Genomic DNA, 16,625 nt, shown 5'->3' with positions numbered 1-16,625 from the left:
GGTTTCGCAGGAGATGGAGGGGCTGGGGATGGAGCTGGCCGAGTAGTTGACCGTTTTTGTCGGGATACGTATAGTCGACCGAAACGTTAAGGTATTCGACGGACGGGGCGACGGACGAGGTATTTCGCGCTCGCGGACCGATACCGGGATCCATCAGGAGCGAACATGAGATTGACGACCAAGGGGCGTTTTGCCGTGACGGCGATGATCGATCTGGCGGCACGCCAGACCGATGGGCCGGTGACGCTGGCCGGGATCGCCGAGCGCCAGAGCATCTCGCTGTCCTATCTCGAGCAGTTGTTCGGCAAGCTGCGCAGGCATCAGCTCGTCAGCAGCATTCGCGGACCGGGTGGCGGTTATCGCCTCGCCCGCGAAATGGACGCGATCACGGTGGCCGACATCATCATTGCCGTCGATGAGCCGCTCGATGCGACCCAGTGCGGGGGCAAGGAGAACTGTCACGACGCGCATCGCTGCATGACGCACGACCTGTGGGCCAATCTCAACAAGCGCATGTACGCCTACCTGGATTCGGTCACGCTCGAGGCCCTGGTGAATCGTCAGGTGCGACCCGATGCCGACATGGCCGTGTTGAAGAACATCCGTCGTCGCGCCACGCTGGCGACGCGCACCGTGGCTGCGGTCTGAGGCCTGTCGATGAGTTTTGCCCCGGTCTATCTCGACTGGAACGCCACCACGCCGCTCGACGCGGTGGTGCGCGAGGCGATGCTGCCGTGGCTGGGTGCGGCTGAGCCGGCCCGCTTCGGCAACGCCTCGAGTCGCCATGAGTATGGGCGCCAGGCGCGTGCGGCGGTCGACGAAGCCCGTGCCCGCGTCGCGGCCGCGGTAGGCGCGCACGCGACCGAAGTCGTGTTCACCAGCGGTGGTTCGGAAGCGAACAACCTGTTCCTGAAAGGCGCTGCGGCGACCATGAAGCCGGGCCTGGTGGCGGTGAGTTCGATCGAGCACCCCTGCGTGCGTGAGCCCGCCCGGCAGCTGCAGCGCGCCGGCTGGATCCTGCACGAGATCGCGGTCGATGAGCAGGGCCGGATCGATGCCGACGACTGGCAGTCGGTGCTTGCTGCCAGGGCGCGCCTGGTGTCGGTGATGTTCGCGAACAACGAGACGGGCGTGATCCAGGATGTGGCTGCGCTGGCTGCACAGGCAAGGGCGGCCGGGGCGTGGTTTCACACCGACGCGGTACAGGCACTGGGCAAGCTGGAGCTTGACTTCCGCGCGCTCGGCGTGCATGCGATGACGTTGTCGGCACACAAGATCGGCGGCCCGCTCGGAGCGGGCGCGCTGGTGGTGGACAAGCGTGTCGAGCTGGCGCCGCTGATTGCCGGAGGCGGCCAGGAGCGGGGCTTGCGTTCGGGTACCGAGAACGTGGCCGCGATCGTCGGCTTCGGCGTGGCCTGTGAGCGCGCGCGCGCCGTGCGCGAGGCCGAGGCGATGCGGCTCGGGCAGCTGCGCGACGAACTGGAGGCCGCCCTCACGCAGTGTGGGGCGCAGGTCTTCTCCGCGGCGGCGCCGCGGCTGCCCAACACCGTGTTCTTCGCCGTCGCGCAACTCGACGGCGAGACGCTCGTCGGCAAGCTCGATCGCGCCGGTTTTGCCTGCGCAAGCGGCTCGGCCTGTTCGAGCGCCAACCCGGAGCCCTCGCACACCCTGCTGGCGATGGGCGTGGCCCCCGAACTCGCCCGCGCTGCGCTGCGGGTGAGCCTTGGTCGCGGCACGACCGCGGCCGATGTGCGGCAATTCATGAATGCCTTCGCCCGTGTGGTGGGCGAACTGAAGAACCTGGCCTCGGTGAGCACCTGAGCCTCACCGGCCTGAACCGATCAACACCCGAACAACGACTCTGCGGAGAGACTCAATGAAGTTCCCGATCTATCTCGACTACTCGGCCACGACCCCGGTGGATCCCCGAGTGGCGGAAAAGATGATTCCCTGGCTGACCGAGCACTTCGGCAACCCGGCCAGCCGCTCGCATGCCTACGGCTGGGAGGCCGAGAAGGCGGTGGAGGACGCGCGCGAGCAGGTCGCCGCGCTGGTCAACGCCGACCCCAAGGAGATCATCTGGACTTCGGGCGCGACGGAGTCGAACAACCTCGCCATCAAGGGCGCGGCGCATTTCTACAAGGGCAAGGGCAAGCACGTCATCACCCTCAAGACCGAGCACAAGGCGGTGCTCGACACGGTGCGCGAGCTCGAACGCGAAGGCTTCGAGGCCACCTACCTCGACGTGCAGGAGAACGGCCTCGTCGATCTCGACGTCCTCAAGGCGGCGATTCGGCCGGACACCATCCTGGTGTCGGTGCTGTTCGTGAATAACGAAATCGGCGTGGTGCAGCCGATCGCCGAGATCGGCGAGCTCTGCCGCGAGAAGGGCATCATCTTCCATGTCGACGCCGCCCAGGCGACCGGCAAGGTGGCGATCGACCTCGAGCGCCTGAAGGTGGACCTGATGAGCTTCAGCGCCCACAAGACCTACGGCCCCAAGGGCATCGGCGCCCTCTACGTGCGTCGCAAGCCGCGGGTCCGCCTCGAGGCCCAGATGCACGGCGGCGGTCATGAGCGCGGGCTGCGTTCGGGCACGCTGGCCACGCACCAGATCGTCGGCATGGGCGAGGCTTTCCGCATTGCGCGCGAGGAGATGGCGGCCGAGAATGTGCGCATCGGCAAGCTGCGCGACAAACTGCTGGCCGGGCTCACCGACATCGAGGCGACCTACGTCAATGGCGACCTCGAGCAGCGCGTGCCGCACAACCTGAACATCTCCTTCGCCTATGTCGAAGGCGAGTCGCTGATCATGGCGATCAAGGACATCGCGGTGTCGTCCGGTTCGGCCTGTACCTCGGCCAGTCTCGAGCCCTCCTACGTGCTGCGCGCGCTGGGTCGCAACGACGAACTCGCCCATAGCTCGATCCGCTTCTCGATCGGCCGCTTCACCACCGAGGAAGAGATCGACTACACGATCGACCTGCTGCACAAGAAGATCGGCAAGCTGCGCGAACTGTCGCCGCTGTGGGAGATGTACCAGGACGGCGTCGACCTCGACACCGTGCAGTGGGCCGCCCACTGAGGGCGCATCGCGGGCGTTGCCGCGCACGATTGATCGCACCGCTGCCACCTTGCAGCGGTCAAAAGAATACTGAACACCCCTGACGGAGAAAAAATCATGGCATACAGTGAAAAGGTCCTCGACCACTACGAAAACCCGCGCAACGTCGGCTCCTTCGCCAAGGACGAGGACGGCATCGCGACCGGCATGGTCGGCGCGCCGGCCTGCGGCGACGTGATGAAGCTGCAGATCAAGGTGGGCAAGGATGGCGTCATCGAGGACGCCAAGTTCAAGACCTATGGCTGTGGCTCCGCCATCGCTTCGAGTTCGCTCGTCACCGAATGGGTGAAGGGCAAGACCATCGACCAGGCGCTCGAGATCAAGAACACGCAGATCGCCGAGGAGCTCGCCCTGCCGCCGGTGAAGATCCATTGCTCGATCCTCGCCGAGGATGCGATCAAGGCCGCGGTGGCCGATTACAAGAAGAAGCACGAGGCCTGAGCGGCATCTACAGAACAGGAGAAGACATGGGCGTCACGCTATCTGAATCCGCTGCCCGCCACGTATCGAACTTCATTGCCAAGCGTGGCAAGGGCTTCGGTATCCGCCTCGGGGTCAAGACTTCGGGTTGCTCGGGCATGGCCTACAAGCTCGAGTTCGTCGACCACACCGAGAACGAGGATCTCGTGTTCGAGAGCCATGGCGTCAAGGTCGTCATCGACCCGAAGAGCCTGGCCTATCTCGAAGGCACCGAGCTCGACTTCGTCAAGGAAGGGCTCAACGAAGGCTTCAAGTTCAACAACCCGAACGTGAAGGACCAGTGCGGGTGCGGCGAAAGCTTCAACGTCTGAGCGCGGGCCGATGAGCATCGACCTCACGCAGGACTTCTTTGCGCTGTTCGGTGTGCCGCGTCGCTACGAGATCGACGACGCGGTACTCGAGGCGGCATGGCACGAGTTGCAGTCGCAGGTGCATCCCGATCGCCACGCCCACCTCTCCGATGCCGAGAAGCGTCGCTCGATGCAATGGGCAACGCGGGTGAACGAAGGCTTTCGCACCCTGCGTCAGCCGCTCACGCGTGCGCAGTACCTGCTCGAACTCGCTGGCGTCGATGCCGGGCTGGAGACCAACACCGCGATGTCCCCCGAGTTCCTGATGGAACAGATGGAATGGCGCGAGGCGGTCGAGGAGGCGCGCGAAGCGGCCGAGGTCGCCGAGCTCGAGGACCTTCACCGGCGCCTGCTGCAGCACTCGCGCGAGGTCCGCGCCCAGCTCGGGCGCCAGCTTGACGATGAACACGACTACGAAGGAGCAGCCGACACCGTGCGCCGGCTGATGTTCATCGGCAAACTCCAGCATGATATCGACGAGGCGCTGCTGGCCCTCGAAAACTAGAGAGCACGGAACACACCTGATGGCCTTGCTGCAAATCGCCGAACCCGGCATGTCCGCCGAGCCGCACAAGCATCGGCTCGCTGTGGGCATCGACCTGGGCACCACCAATTCACTCGTCGCCACCGTCCGCAACGGCATCGCAGTCTGCCTGCCCGACGACAGCGGGCGCACCATGCTCGCGTCCGTGGTGCGCTATGCGGCGGATGGCAGCGTCGATGTCGGCCAGGGCGCGCTCAAGGCGCAGGCCGTCGACCCGCGCAACACCATCGCGTCGGTCAAGCGCTTCATGGGGCGCGGGCTGAAGGATGTCGCGCACATCGAGACCATGCCCTACGACTTCGAGGACAGCCCGGGCATGCTGCGCCTGCGCACCGTGCAGGGCGTCAAGAGCCCGGTCGAGATTTCCGCCGAGATCCTGCGCCGACTGCGCGAGCGTGCCGAGGCCAGTCTCGGTGGCCCGCTCGTGGGTGCGGTGATCACGGTGCCCGCCTATTTCGACGACGCCCAGCGCCAGGCCACCAAGGACGCCGCGCGCCTGGCCGGGCTCGAAGTCCTGCGCCTGCTCAATGAGCCGACCGCGGCGGCGGTGGCCTACGGACTCGATAACGCGTCCGAGGGCGTGTACGCGGTCTACGATCTCGGCGGCGGCACCTTCGACCTGTCGATCCTGAAGCTCTCGCGCGGTGTGTTCGAGGTGTTGTCCACCAATGGCGACGCGGCCCTCGGCGGCGACGACTTCGATCACCGCCTGTTCTGCTGGATCCTGGACAAGGCGCGGATCTCGCCGCCTTCGCTCGAGGACGCACGTCGCCTGCAGATGAAGGCGCGCGAGGCGAAGGAACTGCTCACCTCCTGCGAGGAGGCGCCGATCCATGTGCGCCTGGCTTCGGGCGAAGAGGTCGACCTCGTCGTCACCCGCGACGAGTTCGCCGACATGACCCGTCACCTGGTGCAGAAGACGCTGACGCCGGTGCGCAAGGCCCTGCGCGATGCCGGCCTCGCCCCGGAGGACATCAAGGGCGTGGTGATGGTGGGTGGCGCGACCCGCATGCCACACATCCAGCGCGCCGTGGCGAGCTATTTCGGCCAGGAGCCGCTCACCAACCTCGACCCGGACAAGGTGGTTGCGCTCGGCGCCGCGATGCAGGCCAATGTGCTCGCCGGGAACCGTGCCGCGCAGGACGACTGGCTGTTGCTCGACGTGATCCCGCTGTCCCTCGGCCTCGAAACCATGGGCGGATTGGTGGAGAAGGTGGTGCCGCGCAACTCGACGCTGCCGATCGCGCGCGCCCAGGAGTTCACCACCTTCAAGGACGGCCAGACGGCGATGGCCTTCCACGTCGTGCAGGGCGAGCGCGAACTGGTGTCCGACTGCCGCTCGCTCGCGCGCTTCGAGCTGCGCGGCATCCCGGCGATGGTGGCGGGCGCGGCGCGCATCCGGGTCAGCTTCCAGGTGGACGCGGACGGCCTGCTGTCGGTCTCGGCGCGCGAGATGTCGTCGGGCGTCGAGGCGAGCGTGCTGGTCAAGCCCTCGTATGGGCTGTCGGACGACGAGATTGCCGAGATGCTGAAGTCCGGCGCGGAACATGCTGGCGACGACATGCGCGCGCGCGCGCTGCGCGAGCAGCAGGTCGAGGCCGAACGTGTCATCGAGGCCACCGAGCATGCGCTCGCCAAGGACGGCGGATTGCTCGACGCGGACGAGCGCGCGGCGATCGACACCGCGATCGCCACTCTGCGGGCGCTCCTGGCGGGCCAGGATCATCGTGCCATCAAGACCGGCATCGACGCGCTCGCGCGTGCCACCGACGAATTCGCCGCCCGGCGCATGGACAACAGCATCCGCAGCGCGCTGGCCGGACACAAGGTTGACGAGCTAGAACTTTGACCCAGCGAACCATGACCCAGATCATCGTCCTTCCCCATGTCGAGTTGTGCCCCGATGGCAGCGTGATCGAAGCGAGCCCTGGCACCACGATCTGCGACAGCCTGCTCGACAACGGCATCGACATCGAACACGCGTGCGAGAAGTCCTGCGCCTGCACCACCTGTCACGTCATCGTGCGCGAGGGCTTCCAGTCGCTCAACAGTGCCGAAGAGGAGGAAGAAGACCTGCTCGACAAGGCCTGGGGCCTCGAGCCGCAGTCACGCCTGTCCTGCCAGGCGGTCGTGGGTGAGACGCCGCTGGTGGTGGAGATTCCGCGCTACACGATCAACATGGCCCGCGAAGGAAAGCACTGACATGAAATGGACCGAAGTTCAGGAGATTGCCATCCAGCTCGCCGACGCCCACCCGGACGTCGACCCGCGCACGCTCAACTTCGTCGACCTGATGAACTGGGTCATCGCCTTGCCCGAGTTCGATGACGACCCCAAGCGCTGCGGCGAGCGCATCCTCGAGGGGATTCAGCAGGCCTGGATCGACGAGCTCGCCTGAGCGGGGTCTTCTTCGCGCGCGCGTGACCAGAGGCCTGGCCTGCGCGCACCGCTTGGCAGGATGCGTACTCAGTAGGCCCCGCGCAGCTCGGAGTCCGCGGTCTCGTTGAGATCGAGCCAATAGTGGCCGAGCAGGCCGATGGCGCGCTCGAAGCGGTCGTAGTCCACCGGCTTGCGGATGTAGCTGTTGGCACCAAGACTGTAGGCTTGGCGCAGATCGAGGTTTTCGCGCGAGGTGGTCAGGATCACGACCGGCAGCACCGCCGTGCGGGCGTCGGCGCGGATGCGGCGCAGCACCTCGAGCCCGTCGATGCGCGGCAGTTTCAGGTCGAGCAGGACGACCGCCGGCAACTCCTCAACCTTTCGCCCCGAGTAAGTGCCGTTGGCGAACAGGTAGTCAACCGCCTCCACCCCGTCGTGCACGACGACCACCGGGTTATCGATGCGATTCTTGCTCAACGCGCACAGCGTCAGCGCCTCGTCATCGGGGTTGTCCTCGACCAGCAGGATCGGGCGCTCGTTTGGCATCATCCATTCCTTGTCACGTCGCCTCGCCTTGTCCTGACGACAAGCATCGGCGCCTAGAGGTCCTCGCGTCGAAGCAGGAACACCATGTCGTCGCCACCGGCGGTGGACAGCCAGTTGAAGGGCAGATTCGGGAAGGCCTCTTCGACGATGTCGCGATTATGCCCGACTTCGACGGCGAGAAAGCCGCCCGGGTTCAGATGATCGGCCGCTTCCGCCAGCAGGCGGCGCACGACGTCCAGCCCGTCCTCGCCCGAGGCCAGCGCCATGCGCGGCTCGTGCAGATACTCAGGGGGCAGCGCGTCCATCGATGCAGCCGTCACATAAGGCGGGTTGCTCAGAATGAGGTCATAGCGCTGCCCCTGCAGGGCCGAGAAAACGTCGCTGCGCACGAGCGTGATCTGGTCTTCGAGGCCGTAGTCGGTGACGTTCTGTTGCGCCACCTCGAGGGCATCGGCGGACAGATCGGCGGCGGTGATCGCGGCATTCGGAAACACCTGCGCCATCAGGATCGCAAGGCAGCCGGAGCCGGTGCACAGGTCGAGCGCGCTGCCCACCGCATCGGCATCCTCGATCCACGGGGCGAGGCCGTCTTCGAGCAGCTCGGCGAAGAAGGAGCGCGGCACAATCACGCGCGAATCGACCGTGAAGCGGAAATCGCCGAGCCAGGCTTCGCCCAGGATGTAGGCGGTCGGGATGCGCTCGTCGGCGCGCTGTTCGATTGCTTCGAGCAGGGCGACGCGTTCGTCACCCGGGATGCAGGCGTCGAGAAAGGGCTCGAGGCGGTCGAGCGGCAGGGCCAGCGTGCCCAGAATCAGCCACACCGCCTCGTCGAAGGTATCGACCACGCCATGCCCGCAGGCGATGCCGGCGCGGTTGAATCGGGTCACGGCATAGCGCAACCAGTCGCGCACGGTAACCAGCTCGGCGAGCGGGCCATGCTCATGTTCGTGTTCGTGTTCGTCGTCCAGGTGCTCGGCTTGAGTCATGTCGGTTCTCGTTCGATTCTTGGGTCTTGCGTGCTGGCAGGTGGGCCTGCCTGGTCTCAGTTCGGGCAGGGCAGCAGGGCGTTGAGCGTGCGCTCATAGACCTGCGACAAGGGCTCGACCGCATCGACGGCGATGCACTCATTGATCTTGTGGATGGACGCATTGACCGGGCCGAACTCCACCACCTCGGTGCAGATGTCGGCGATGAAGCGCCCATCGGAGGTGCCGCCCGTGGTCGACAGCTCGGTCGTCACGCCGAGCACGTCGCTGATTGCATCCGATAGCGCAGCGACGAGTTTGCCGCGGCCGGTGATGAAAGGCTTGCCCGAAAGGTGCCAGTCGATCTCGTAGTCGAGCCCATGGGCATCGAGGATCGCGCACGTGCGCTGCTTGAGCGCCTCGGCGCTGGACACCGAGCCGAAGCGGAAGTTGAACAGCACCTCGCACACGCCCGGGATGACGTTGTTGGCACCGGTGCCGGCGTGGATGTTGGACACCTGCCAGGTGGTGGGGGGGAAGAACTCGTTACCCTCGTCCCAGCGGATCGCGGCGAGTTCGGCCAGTGCCGGTGCAAATAGGTGGATCGGGTTGCGGGCTAGATGCGGGTAGGCGACATGGCCTTGCTGACCCTTGATGCGCAGGGTGCCGGACAGCGAGCCGCGGCGCCCGTTCTTGATCATGTCTCCGAGCGTGTTCACCGAGGTCGGCTCGCCCACCACACAGTAATCGAGGCGCTCGGCCCGCGCCGCAAGTGCCTCGACGACCTTCACCGTGCCATGGGTGGCGATGCCCTCCTCGTCCGAGGTGAGCAACAGGGCAATGCTGCCGGCATGGTCCGGGTGGGCGGCGACAAAGCGCTCGATCGCCGTCACGAAGGCCGCAAGTGAGGACTTCATGTCTGCCGCGCCGCGGCCATAGAGCACGCCGTCCTTCACCGTCGGCGCGAAGGGAGGGGTCTCCCACGCCTCGGACGGGCCGGGCGGCACAACGTCGGTGTGGCCGGCGAAACACAGCACCGGGGCGCTGCGGCCGCGCCGTGCCCACAAGTTGGACACGCCGCCGGTATCGATGCGCTCGCAGTGGAAGTCGAGCGCTTGCAGCCGCTCGGCAATGAGCTCAAGGCAGCCCGCGTCCTCGGGGGTGACAGAGGGACGGGCAATCAGCTCGCAGGCAAGGGCGAGCGTGGGGGAGGGCGATGGGGACATTGAACGGATTCGGTCGATAGGCACAGCGATCGCGCAAGGATCGCTCGCGGTGGAGGGACGTGTCGCGGCGCTGGGGCGAAGGCGCGCAGGGCAGGCGATGGCCTGCCCTCAATTGTTGTCCATGTCGAGTGTGAACTCCTGGAACGACGCCCCTTCTGCGTTGGTCGCCTCGAAGTCCATCAGCTTGCCCGAGCGCGCGGCGTTGGCTTCGGCATCGGGCGCATTGATCTGGGCGTTGTTGATCAGCCAGTGCAGGTTGGTCGGTGAATCGGCATTGGCCAACGCCTCTTCGAGGCCGATGGTCTTGTCCGAATACAGCCTGTAGAGCGCCTGCTCGAAGGTCTGCGAACCGGGGGCGAGCGATTGCTCCATCGCCTCCTTGATCTCGTTGAGTTCGCCCCGCTCGACGAGCTCGCTGACGTGACGCGTGTTCATCAGGATCTCGACCGCGGGCACACGCTTGCCATCGGGCTTGCGCACCAGGCGCTGCGAGACGATGCAACGCAGCGCCACCGCGAGGTCGAGGTAGAGCAGCTGCCGGTTCTCGAGCGGAAAGAAGTTAACGATACGGTTGAGCGCGTGATAGGCGTTGTTGGCGTGCAGCGTCGCCAGGCACAGGTGGCCGGTCTGGGAGTAGGAGATCGCCGCCTGCATGGTTTCGCGATCACGGATCTCGCCGATCAGGATGCAGTCGGGCGCCTGGCGCATCGCGTTGCGCAGCGCCTCGGTCCAGCTCAGCGTATCGATACCCACCTCGCGCTGGTTCACCACCGACTTTCGATGCTTGAACAGGTACTCGATCGGATCCTCGACGGTGAGGATGTGGCCGCTACGGTTGCGGTTGCGGTGATCGAGCATGGACGCCAGCGTGGTCGACTTGCCCGAGCCGGTGGCGCCGACCACGAGGATCAATCCCCGCTTGTCCATCACCACCTCGGTCAGCACCGCAGGCAGGCCGAGCGCCTCGACCGTGGGGATGTCGCTCTGGATGTAGCGCACCACCACGGCCATCGAGTTGCGCTGCCAGAACACGTTCACCCGGAAGTTGCCCAGGTCGCGGCGACCAAAGGACAGGTTCAGCTCCCGGTCGCGCTCGAGCACGGCCACCTGCGAGGGCGTGATCGCCTCGTGGATCATGCGCTGGATCATCAGCGGGTCCATGACCTGCTGGTTGATCGGCATGGTGTGGCCCTGGATCTTGATGTGGATCGGGGCCCCGGCGGTAATGAAGATGTCCGACGCCTTCTTCTCGGCCATCAGTGTGAACAGGCTGTCGAAAATCATGGCGTTCGGACTCCCGGTGTGGATCAGGCGCCGCGCAACAAGTCGTTGATGGCGGTCTTGGCGCGCGTCTGGGCATCGACCTTCTTCACGATCACGGCGCAGTACAGGCTGTACTTGCCGCAGGCCGAAGGCAGGCTGCCCGGCACCACGACGGCACCGGCCGGCACACGGCCGTAGCTGACCGTTCCGGTCTCGCGATCATAGATCTTGGTGCTCATGCCAATGTACACGCCCATCGACAGCACCGCGTTCTCCTCGATGATCACGCCCTCGACGACTTCGGAGCGGGCACCGACGAAGACGTTGTCCTCGATGATGACCGGGCCGGCCTGCACCGGCTCGAGCACGCCGCCGATGCCGACGCCGCCCGACAGATGCACGTTCTTGCCGATCTGCGCGCACGAACCGACGGTGGCCCAGGTGTCGACCATCGTGCCCTCGTCGACGTAGGCGCCGATGTTCACGTAGGAGGGCATCAGCACGACGTTCCGGCCAATGAAGCTGCCCTTGCGCGCGACCGCCGGCGGTACCACACGGAACCCGCCTTCGCGGAACTGCTCGGGGCTGTAGTCGCCGAACTTGGTCGCGACCTTGTCGTAGAAATTGAGGCCACCCGCCTGCACGACCTCGTTGTCGCGCAGGCGGAAGGAAATGAGCACCGCCTTCTTGATCCACTGATTGACCACCCACTGGCCGTCCTTCTTCTCGGCCACGCGCAGCGTGCCGGCGTCCAGGCCGGCGATGACCTCTTCAACCGCATTGCGGATCTCGGCCGGGGCCGAGGCGGGCGACAGGCTGGCGCGATTTTCGAAGGCGACGTCGATGATCTGTTGCAGAGCGTGCATTGGGGGTTCTCTCTCAGAGGGTTTTGCAGAAATCGATGATGCGCTCGGCGGCTTCGACACACTCGTGCGTGTCGGCCACCAGCGCGATTCTGACGAAGCCGGCGCCAGGATTGACGCCATGCGCTTCGCGCGCGAGGTAGCTGCCAGGCAGGACCGTCACATTATATTCAGCCTGCAGACGGCGGGCGAACTCGGTATCGGGCAGCGGGGTGCGTACCCAGTAGTAGAAGCCGGCATCGGGCAGAGCCACCGGCAGGTAGGGCGCGAGCATCGGTGTGATGCGTGCGAACTTGTCGCGGTACAGGCGGCGGTTTTCCTCGACGTGCTCCTCGTCGCTCCAGGCTGCCACCGAGGCCGCCTGCACTGCGGGGTTGAGCGCGCAGCCCTGGTAGGTGCGATACAGCAGGAACTCCTTCAGGATGCGGGCGTCGCCGGCGACGAAACCCGAGCGCATGCCAGGCACGTTCGAACGCTTGGACAGGCTGGAGAACATCACCACGTTGCGAAAATCGGTGCGCCCGATCCGCCAGGCTGCCTCGAGCCCGCCGATCGGCTTGGCCTCGTCGTCGAAGTAGATCTCGGAGTAGCACTCGTCGGCAGCGATCACGAAACCGTGGCGATCGGACAGTTCGAACAGCGTCTTCCATTCTTCCAGCGTGAGCAGGCGTCCGGTCGGATTGCCGGGCGAGCACACATACACAAGCTGCACGTCGCGCCAGGTGGCTTCGTCAATGGCAGTGAAGTCCGAGCCGAAACCGTCCTCCGGCAGATTGTTGATGAAGACCGGCTCGGCATTGGCGAGCAGCGCTGCCCCCTCGTAGATCTGATAGAAGGGGTTCGGGCACAGCACCTTGGCCCCGGGCCGGGCGCCATCGACCACGCACTGGGCAAAGGCGAACAAGGCCTCGCGCGTACCCGCCACCGGAATCACCTGGGTCGCGGGGTCGATCTTCGGCAGGCCGTAGCGACGCTCGAGCCAGTGCCCGATGGCGCTGCGCAAGGCATCGGTGCCGAGCGTGGCCGGGTAGCTCGACAGCCCGCCGAGGTTGTCGGCCAGGGTCTGGCGGATGAAGCCGGGCGTGGGGTGTTGCGGCTCGCCGATCGACAGGCGGATCGGCTTGAGTCCGGCAGGGGCTTCGATGCCGGCGAACAGGGCGCGCAGCTTCTCGAAGGGATAGGGCTGGAGGCGAGCGAGGTTCGGATTCACTTTGATACCGTTTGCCACGGCGCGCAGGCGCCGGGATGCGAAGTGGCTTGGGTCGAAGATGGTATCATGGCGCGCCTTTCCGGCGTCCGCACAGGCCTGTCGCGGCGCTCCCGCTCCCTGTACCGTCCCGACGTGCGTCTTTCCAAGCTCAAACTCGCCGGTTTCAAGACCTTCGTCGACCCGACCACCGTGCAGACACCCGGCAATCTGGTCGGCGTGGTCGGCCCCAATGGTTGCGGCAAGTCGAACATCATCGACGCGGTGCGCTGGGTGCTGGGCGAAACCCGGGCCTCGGCCTTGCGCGGCGAGTCCATGCAGGACGTGATCTTCAACGGCTCGACCACGCGCAAGCCGGTCTCGCGCGCGAGCGTCGAGCTGGTCTTCGACAACGCCGAGGGCAAGGCCGCCGGGCAGTGGTCGCGGTATGCCGAGATCTCGGTCAAGCGCGTGCTCGACCGCTCGGGCGAATCCACCTACTACATCAACAATGTGCACGTCCGGCGCAAGGACGTGATCGACCTCTTTCTCGGCACCGGTCTGGGCCCGCGCGCCTACGCCATCATCGAGCAGGGCATGATCTCGCGCATCATCGAGGCCCGCCCCGAGGAGATCCGCGGCTTCCTGGAGGAGGCGGCGGGCGTCACCAAGTATCGCGAACGTCGCAAGGAAACCGAGGGCCGGCTGCGCGATGCGCGCGACAACCTCGCCCGTCTCGACGACATCCGCATGGAGCTGGGCGAACGCATCAGCCACCTCGAGGGCCAGGCCGAGGTGGCCTCGCGCTACCAGGCCCTCAATGCCGCACACGTGCAGAAGCAGCAGTTGCTGTGGCTGGTGAAGCGCAACGAGGCCCGTGCCGAACACGAGCGCGTGGCCGCGGCGCTCAACGAGGCCAGCCTGCGCATCGAGGCGGACAGCGCCCGCCTGCAGGCGCTCGAGGCCGCGGTCGAGCACGCGCGCGAGGCGCATTTCGCTGCCTCCGAGGCGGTGCACGGCGCGCAGAGCGACCTCTTCGCCGTGAGTGCCGAAGTCACGCGCCTCGAGACCGAGCTGCAGCACCTCGGCGAGGCACGCAAGCGACTCGAGGCGCGCCTTGGCCAACTGGAGCTGGAACACGCGCACTGGCAGTCGCGGGCGCAGGCGCTCATGCAGGACCGCGTCCGCTGGGAGGAGCTGGCCGAGAACGCCGGTTTGCGCGCCGAGCACGCCGAGGCGCGTCACGGCGAGATCGGCGAGCGCGTGCCCGAGCTCGATGCGGCCAGGCAGGCGGCAGACACGACGGTCGCCGCCGCGCGCCGCGAACTGGCCCAGACCGAACAGCAGCTGCGGGTGGAGGAGGCGAATCGCGCCAGTGCGACGCGCGCGCTCGACGCGCTGACGCAACGCCGCGCACGACTCGAGGCCGAACGCGCAGCCATCGTCGGCCCCGAGGAGCGCGACATTGCGGAACGCGAGGCACGCCTCGAGACCCTGCAGGACGAACTCGACGCCCAGCAGCACGAGCTCGCGGCGGCGCAGGCGCGACTGCCCGAGGTGCAGGCGCAGCTCAAGGCCGCGCTGGACCGTGAACGCACGGTGCAGCGCCGGCTGACCGAACTGCGCGCCCGACGCGATGCGCTGGTGCAATTGCAGGCGCGCGTGCAGTCGCAGGGCAAGCTCGGCGACTGGCTCAAGCGCCAGGGGCTGGATGCCCTGGCGCCGCTCTGGAAGAGCCTGCGTGTGGAGCCCGAGTGGGATGCCGCGGTCGAGTCGGTGCTGCGGGAGCGGCTCTCGGCCTTGATCGCAACCGACGCGGCCGCCGCCGAGGCTGCAGCGCGCCTGATTCTCGACGAGGCCCCGCCGGAGTCGCTCGCGATCGCGCTTGGTACTGTGGGCGGCAGCGAAGAGGGCGAGGCGCAGGCGCCGCTCGGACTCACGCCGCTGCGCAACCGGGTTGCGCTGACCGATACAAGGCTGCAGCCTCTGGTCGCGGCTTTCCTGCGCGGCGCGTGGAGCGTCGATCGCCTCGAGGACTGGCTGCCGCGCCACGCCGAGCTGGCGCCCGGTGTGGTGCTGGTGGGCAGGCGGGGCCAGATCCTGAGCCGTGACACCCTCTGCCACTTCACGCCCGACAGCCGTACCCATGGCGTGATCGAGCGTCAGCGCGAGATCGACCAGCTGGCTGCCGAGCAGCATGCACTGGAGGACGAGGCGCGCAGCGCCCATGACGCCCTGCTCGGCGCCGAGGCAACTGCCGCCAGCCTGCAGGATCGGGCAGGGACGCTGCGGCGCGAGACCCAGTCGCTGCAGGCGCGGGTGCATGGTGAGCAGGTCGAGGTGCTCAAGCTGAGCCAGGCACGCAGCCGTGCCGACGAGCGCCGCAGCCAGCTTGGGCGCGACCTCGACGACCTCGTGCATCTCGAAGGCAGCGAGCGCGAACATCTCGCGCGCGCCGAGCTCGAGCAGGCGCGCGCGGCCGAGCTCGCCGAGCTGCAGCGCGAGCGACTCGATGCCGCGACCGAGGTGTTGCGCGAGCGCGAACAGGCGCTGCGCGAGGCCCGCGCGCTGGAGCAGGCCGCCGCGCGCGAGCTGCAGGAGGCAAGGTTCTCGGCGCGCGAATGCGTCGGCAAGCTCGACGACATCGGCCGCAATCAGCAACTCGCCGGCGAGCAGCTCGAGCGCATCGCCGGTGAACGCGAAACCCGCCTGGTCGAGCTCGATGCGATCGACGACAGCCGCAGCGCCGACGCCCTGCAGCACGCCCTCGGCCTGCGTGCCAGCCGCGAAGCGGCGCTCGCCGCCCGGCGCGATGGGCTCGAGAACGCCAGCGCGAGCCTCAAGCAGGCCGAGGAGATGCGCCTGCGCACCGAGCACGAGGCCGCTCCGGTGCGTGCCCGCGTGGGCGAGCTGCGCCTGGCCGTGCAGGCGGCGGAACTCGCCGTCGGCCAGTTCGAGGAGCGCCTGCGCGAGGCGGCGGCCGACGAGGACGCGCTCGCGCCGCTGCTCGCCGCCGATCCGCGCGAGGGCACCCTGCAGCGCGAGGTGGCGCGGCTGGCACGGGAGATCGCCGAGCTTGGCGCGGTCAACCTCGCCGCGGTCGACGAGCTCAGGACCGCGTCGGAACGCAAGGGCTATCTCGACGCTCAGACCGAGGACCTGCTGCAGGCGATCGAGACCCTGGAGGACGCGATCAGGCGCATCGATCGTGAAACGCGCGAGCAATTGCAGGAGACCTACAATACGGTCAATCGCCAGTTCGGCGCCCTGTTCCCGCAGCTTTTCGGCGGGGGCAGGGCGGAGCTGGTGCTGACCGGCGAGGAGATCCTCGATGCGGGCATCCAGATCGTGGCCCAGCCGCCGGGCAAGAAGAACACCTCGATCCACCTGCTGTCCGGTGGCGAGAAGGCGCTCACCGCGATTGCGCTGGTATTTTCGATGTTCCAGCTCAATCCGGCGCCCTTCTGCATGCTTGACGAGGTCGACGCCCCGCTGGACGATACCAACACAGAGCGCTACGCCAACATGGTCAAACGCATGTCATCGCAGACACAGTTCATCTTCATCAGCCACAGCAAGATCACGATGGAGTTCGCGCAACAGCTGGTGGGGGTCACGATGCAGGAACAAGGCGTCTCAAGGGTGGTGGAAGTCGATATCGAAGAGGCGCTGCGTCTGGCCGAGCCGGCCGCAGCCTGA

16 protein-coding genes are annotated in these 16,625 nt (G+C 66.7%); 10 read left to right on the top strand and 6 right to left on the bottom strand.

The window, feature by feature from the left end:
* The first annotated feature begins 165 nt into the window (after positions 1-165).
* The 9 genes from iscR to iscX all read left to right on the top strand — a co-directional run bounded on the left by iscR (position 166) and on the right by iscX (position 6,896).
* Positions 166-648, top strand: a complete 483-nt coding sequence (gene iscR, locus PLC66_RS06335) for a Fe-S cluster assembly transcriptional regulator IscR (RefSeq protein WP_324538509.1) — start codon at positions 166-168, stop codon at positions 646-648.
* Positions 649-657: 9 nt separating this feature from the next.
* Entirely contained in the window at positions 658-1,821 is a 1,164-nt protein-coding gene (locus tag PLC66_RS06330; RefSeq protein WP_324538507.1) for a cysteine desulfurase family protein, read from the top strand.
* A 55-nt stretch (positions 1,822-1,876) separates the two neighbouring features.
* Positions 1,877-3,085, top strand: a complete 1,209-nt coding sequence (locus PLC66_RS06325; protein WP_324538505.1) for an IscS subfamily cysteine desulfurase — start codon at positions 1,877-1,879, stop codon at positions 3,083-3,085.
* Positions 3,086-3,181: 96 nt separating this feature from the next.
* Entirely contained in the window at positions 3,182-3,565 is a 384-nt protein-coding gene (gene iscU / locus PLC66_RS06320) for a Fe-S cluster assembly scaffold IscU (protein ID WP_324538503.1), read from the top strand.
* A gap of 26 nt (positions 3,566-3,591) precedes the next feature.
* A complete protein-coding gene (iscA, locus tag PLC66_RS06315; RefSeq protein ID WP_324538501.1) occupies positions 3,592-3,915 on the top strand; it encodes an iron-sulfur cluster assembly protein IscA in 324 nt (107 codons plus the stop codon).
* 10 nt (positions 3,916-3,925) lie between these two features.
* Entirely contained in the window at positions 3,926-4,459 is a 534-nt protein-coding gene (gene hscB, locus PLC66_RS06310) for a Fe-S protein assembly co-chaperone HscB (protein WP_324538499.1), read from the top strand.
* Positions 4,460-4,478: 19 nt separating this feature from the next.
* Positions 4,479-6,347 carry a Fe-S protein assembly chaperone HscA gene (gene hscA / locus PLC66_RS06305; RefSeq protein ID WP_324538497.1) on the top strand — a complete coding sequence of 623 codons (1,869 nt, stop codon included), beginning with the start codon at positions 4,479-4,481 and terminating at the stop codon, positions 6,345-6,347.
* Between the two features lie 11 nt (positions 6,348-6,358).
* Positions 6,359-6,700 carry an ISC system 2Fe-2S type ferredoxin gene (gene fdx, locus PLC66_RS06300; RefSeq protein ID WP_324538495.1) on the top strand — a complete coding sequence of 114 codons (342 nt, stop codon included), beginning with the start codon at positions 6,359-6,361 and terminating at the stop codon, positions 6,698-6,700.
* Between the two features lies 1 nt (position 6,701).
* The gene (gene iscX / locus PLC66_RS06295; protein WP_324538493.1) at positions 6,702-6,896 is read left to right on the top strand and encodes a Fe-S cluster assembly protein IscX; all 195 of its coding nucleotides are present in this window, start codon (positions 6,702-6,704) and stop codon (positions 6,894-6,896) included.
* A gap of 68 nt (positions 6,897-6,964) precedes the next feature.
* On the opposite strand, the gene PLC66_RS06290 is transcribed toward iscX, so the two are convergent.
* The 6 genes from PLC66_RS06290 to dapC all read right to left on the bottom strand — a co-directional run bounded on the left by PLC66_RS06290 (position 6,965) and on the right by dapC (position 12,950).
* Complete coding sequence (locus tag PLC66_RS06290; protein ID WP_324538491.1) at positions 6,965-7,423, bottom strand: response regulator; 459 nt, start codon at positions 7,421-7,423, stop codon at positions 6,965-6,967.
* A gap of 53 nt (positions 7,424-7,476) precedes the next feature.
* A complete protein-coding gene (gene prmB / locus PLC66_RS06285) occupies positions 7,477-8,409 on the bottom strand; it encodes a 50S ribosomal protein L3 N(5)-glutamine methyltransferase (protein ID WP_324538489.1) in 933 nt (310 codons plus the stop codon).
* A 56-nt stretch (positions 8,410-8,465) separates the two neighbouring features.
* The gene (dapE, locus tag PLC66_RS06280; protein WP_324538486.1) at positions 8,466-9,614 is read right to left on the bottom strand and encodes a succinyl-diaminopimelate desuccinylase; all 1,149 of its coding nucleotides are present in this window, start codon (positions 9,612-9,614) and stop codon (positions 8,466-8,468) included.
* 108 nt (positions 9,615-9,722) lie between these two features.
* The gene (locus PLC66_RS06275) at positions 9,723-10,898 is read right to left on the bottom strand and encodes a PilT/PilU family type 4a pilus ATPase (RefSeq protein ID WP_324538484.1); all 1,176 of its coding nucleotides are present in this window, start codon (positions 10,896-10,898) and stop codon (positions 9,723-9,725) included.
* 23 nt (positions 10,899-10,921) lie between these two features.
* Complete coding sequence (gene dapD, locus PLC66_RS06270; protein ID WP_324538482.1) at positions 10,922-11,743, bottom strand: 2,3,4,5-tetrahydropyridine-2,6-dicarboxylate N-succinyltransferase; 822 nt, start codon at positions 11,741-11,743, stop codon at positions 10,922-10,924.
* Positions 11,744-11,756: 13 nt separating this feature from the next.
* On the bottom strand, positions 11,757-12,950 hold the full coding sequence (gene dapC / locus PLC66_RS06265) for a succinyldiaminopimelate transaminase (RefSeq protein WP_324538601.1): 1,194 nt from the start codon (positions 12,948-12,950) through the stop codon (positions 11,757-11,759).
* 132 nt (positions 12,951-13,082) lie between these two features.
* On the opposite strand from dapC, the gene smc reads away from it, so the two are divergent.
* Positions 13,083-16,625 carry a chromosome segregation protein SMC gene (gene smc / locus PLC66_RS06260; protein WP_324538599.1) on the top strand — a complete coding sequence of 1,181 codons (3,543 nt, stop codon included), beginning with the start codon at positions 13,083-13,085 and terminating at the stop codon, positions 16,623-16,625.

It is taken from the genome of Thauera sp. (assembly GCF_035444905.1).
Classification (GTDB): domain Bacteria; phylum Pseudomonadota; class Gammaproteobacteria; order Burkholderiales; family Rhodocyclaceae; genus Thauera.
The sequence above is the reverse complement of the archived record's forward strand: the minus strand, read 5'-3'. Positions and strand labels throughout refer to the sequence as shown.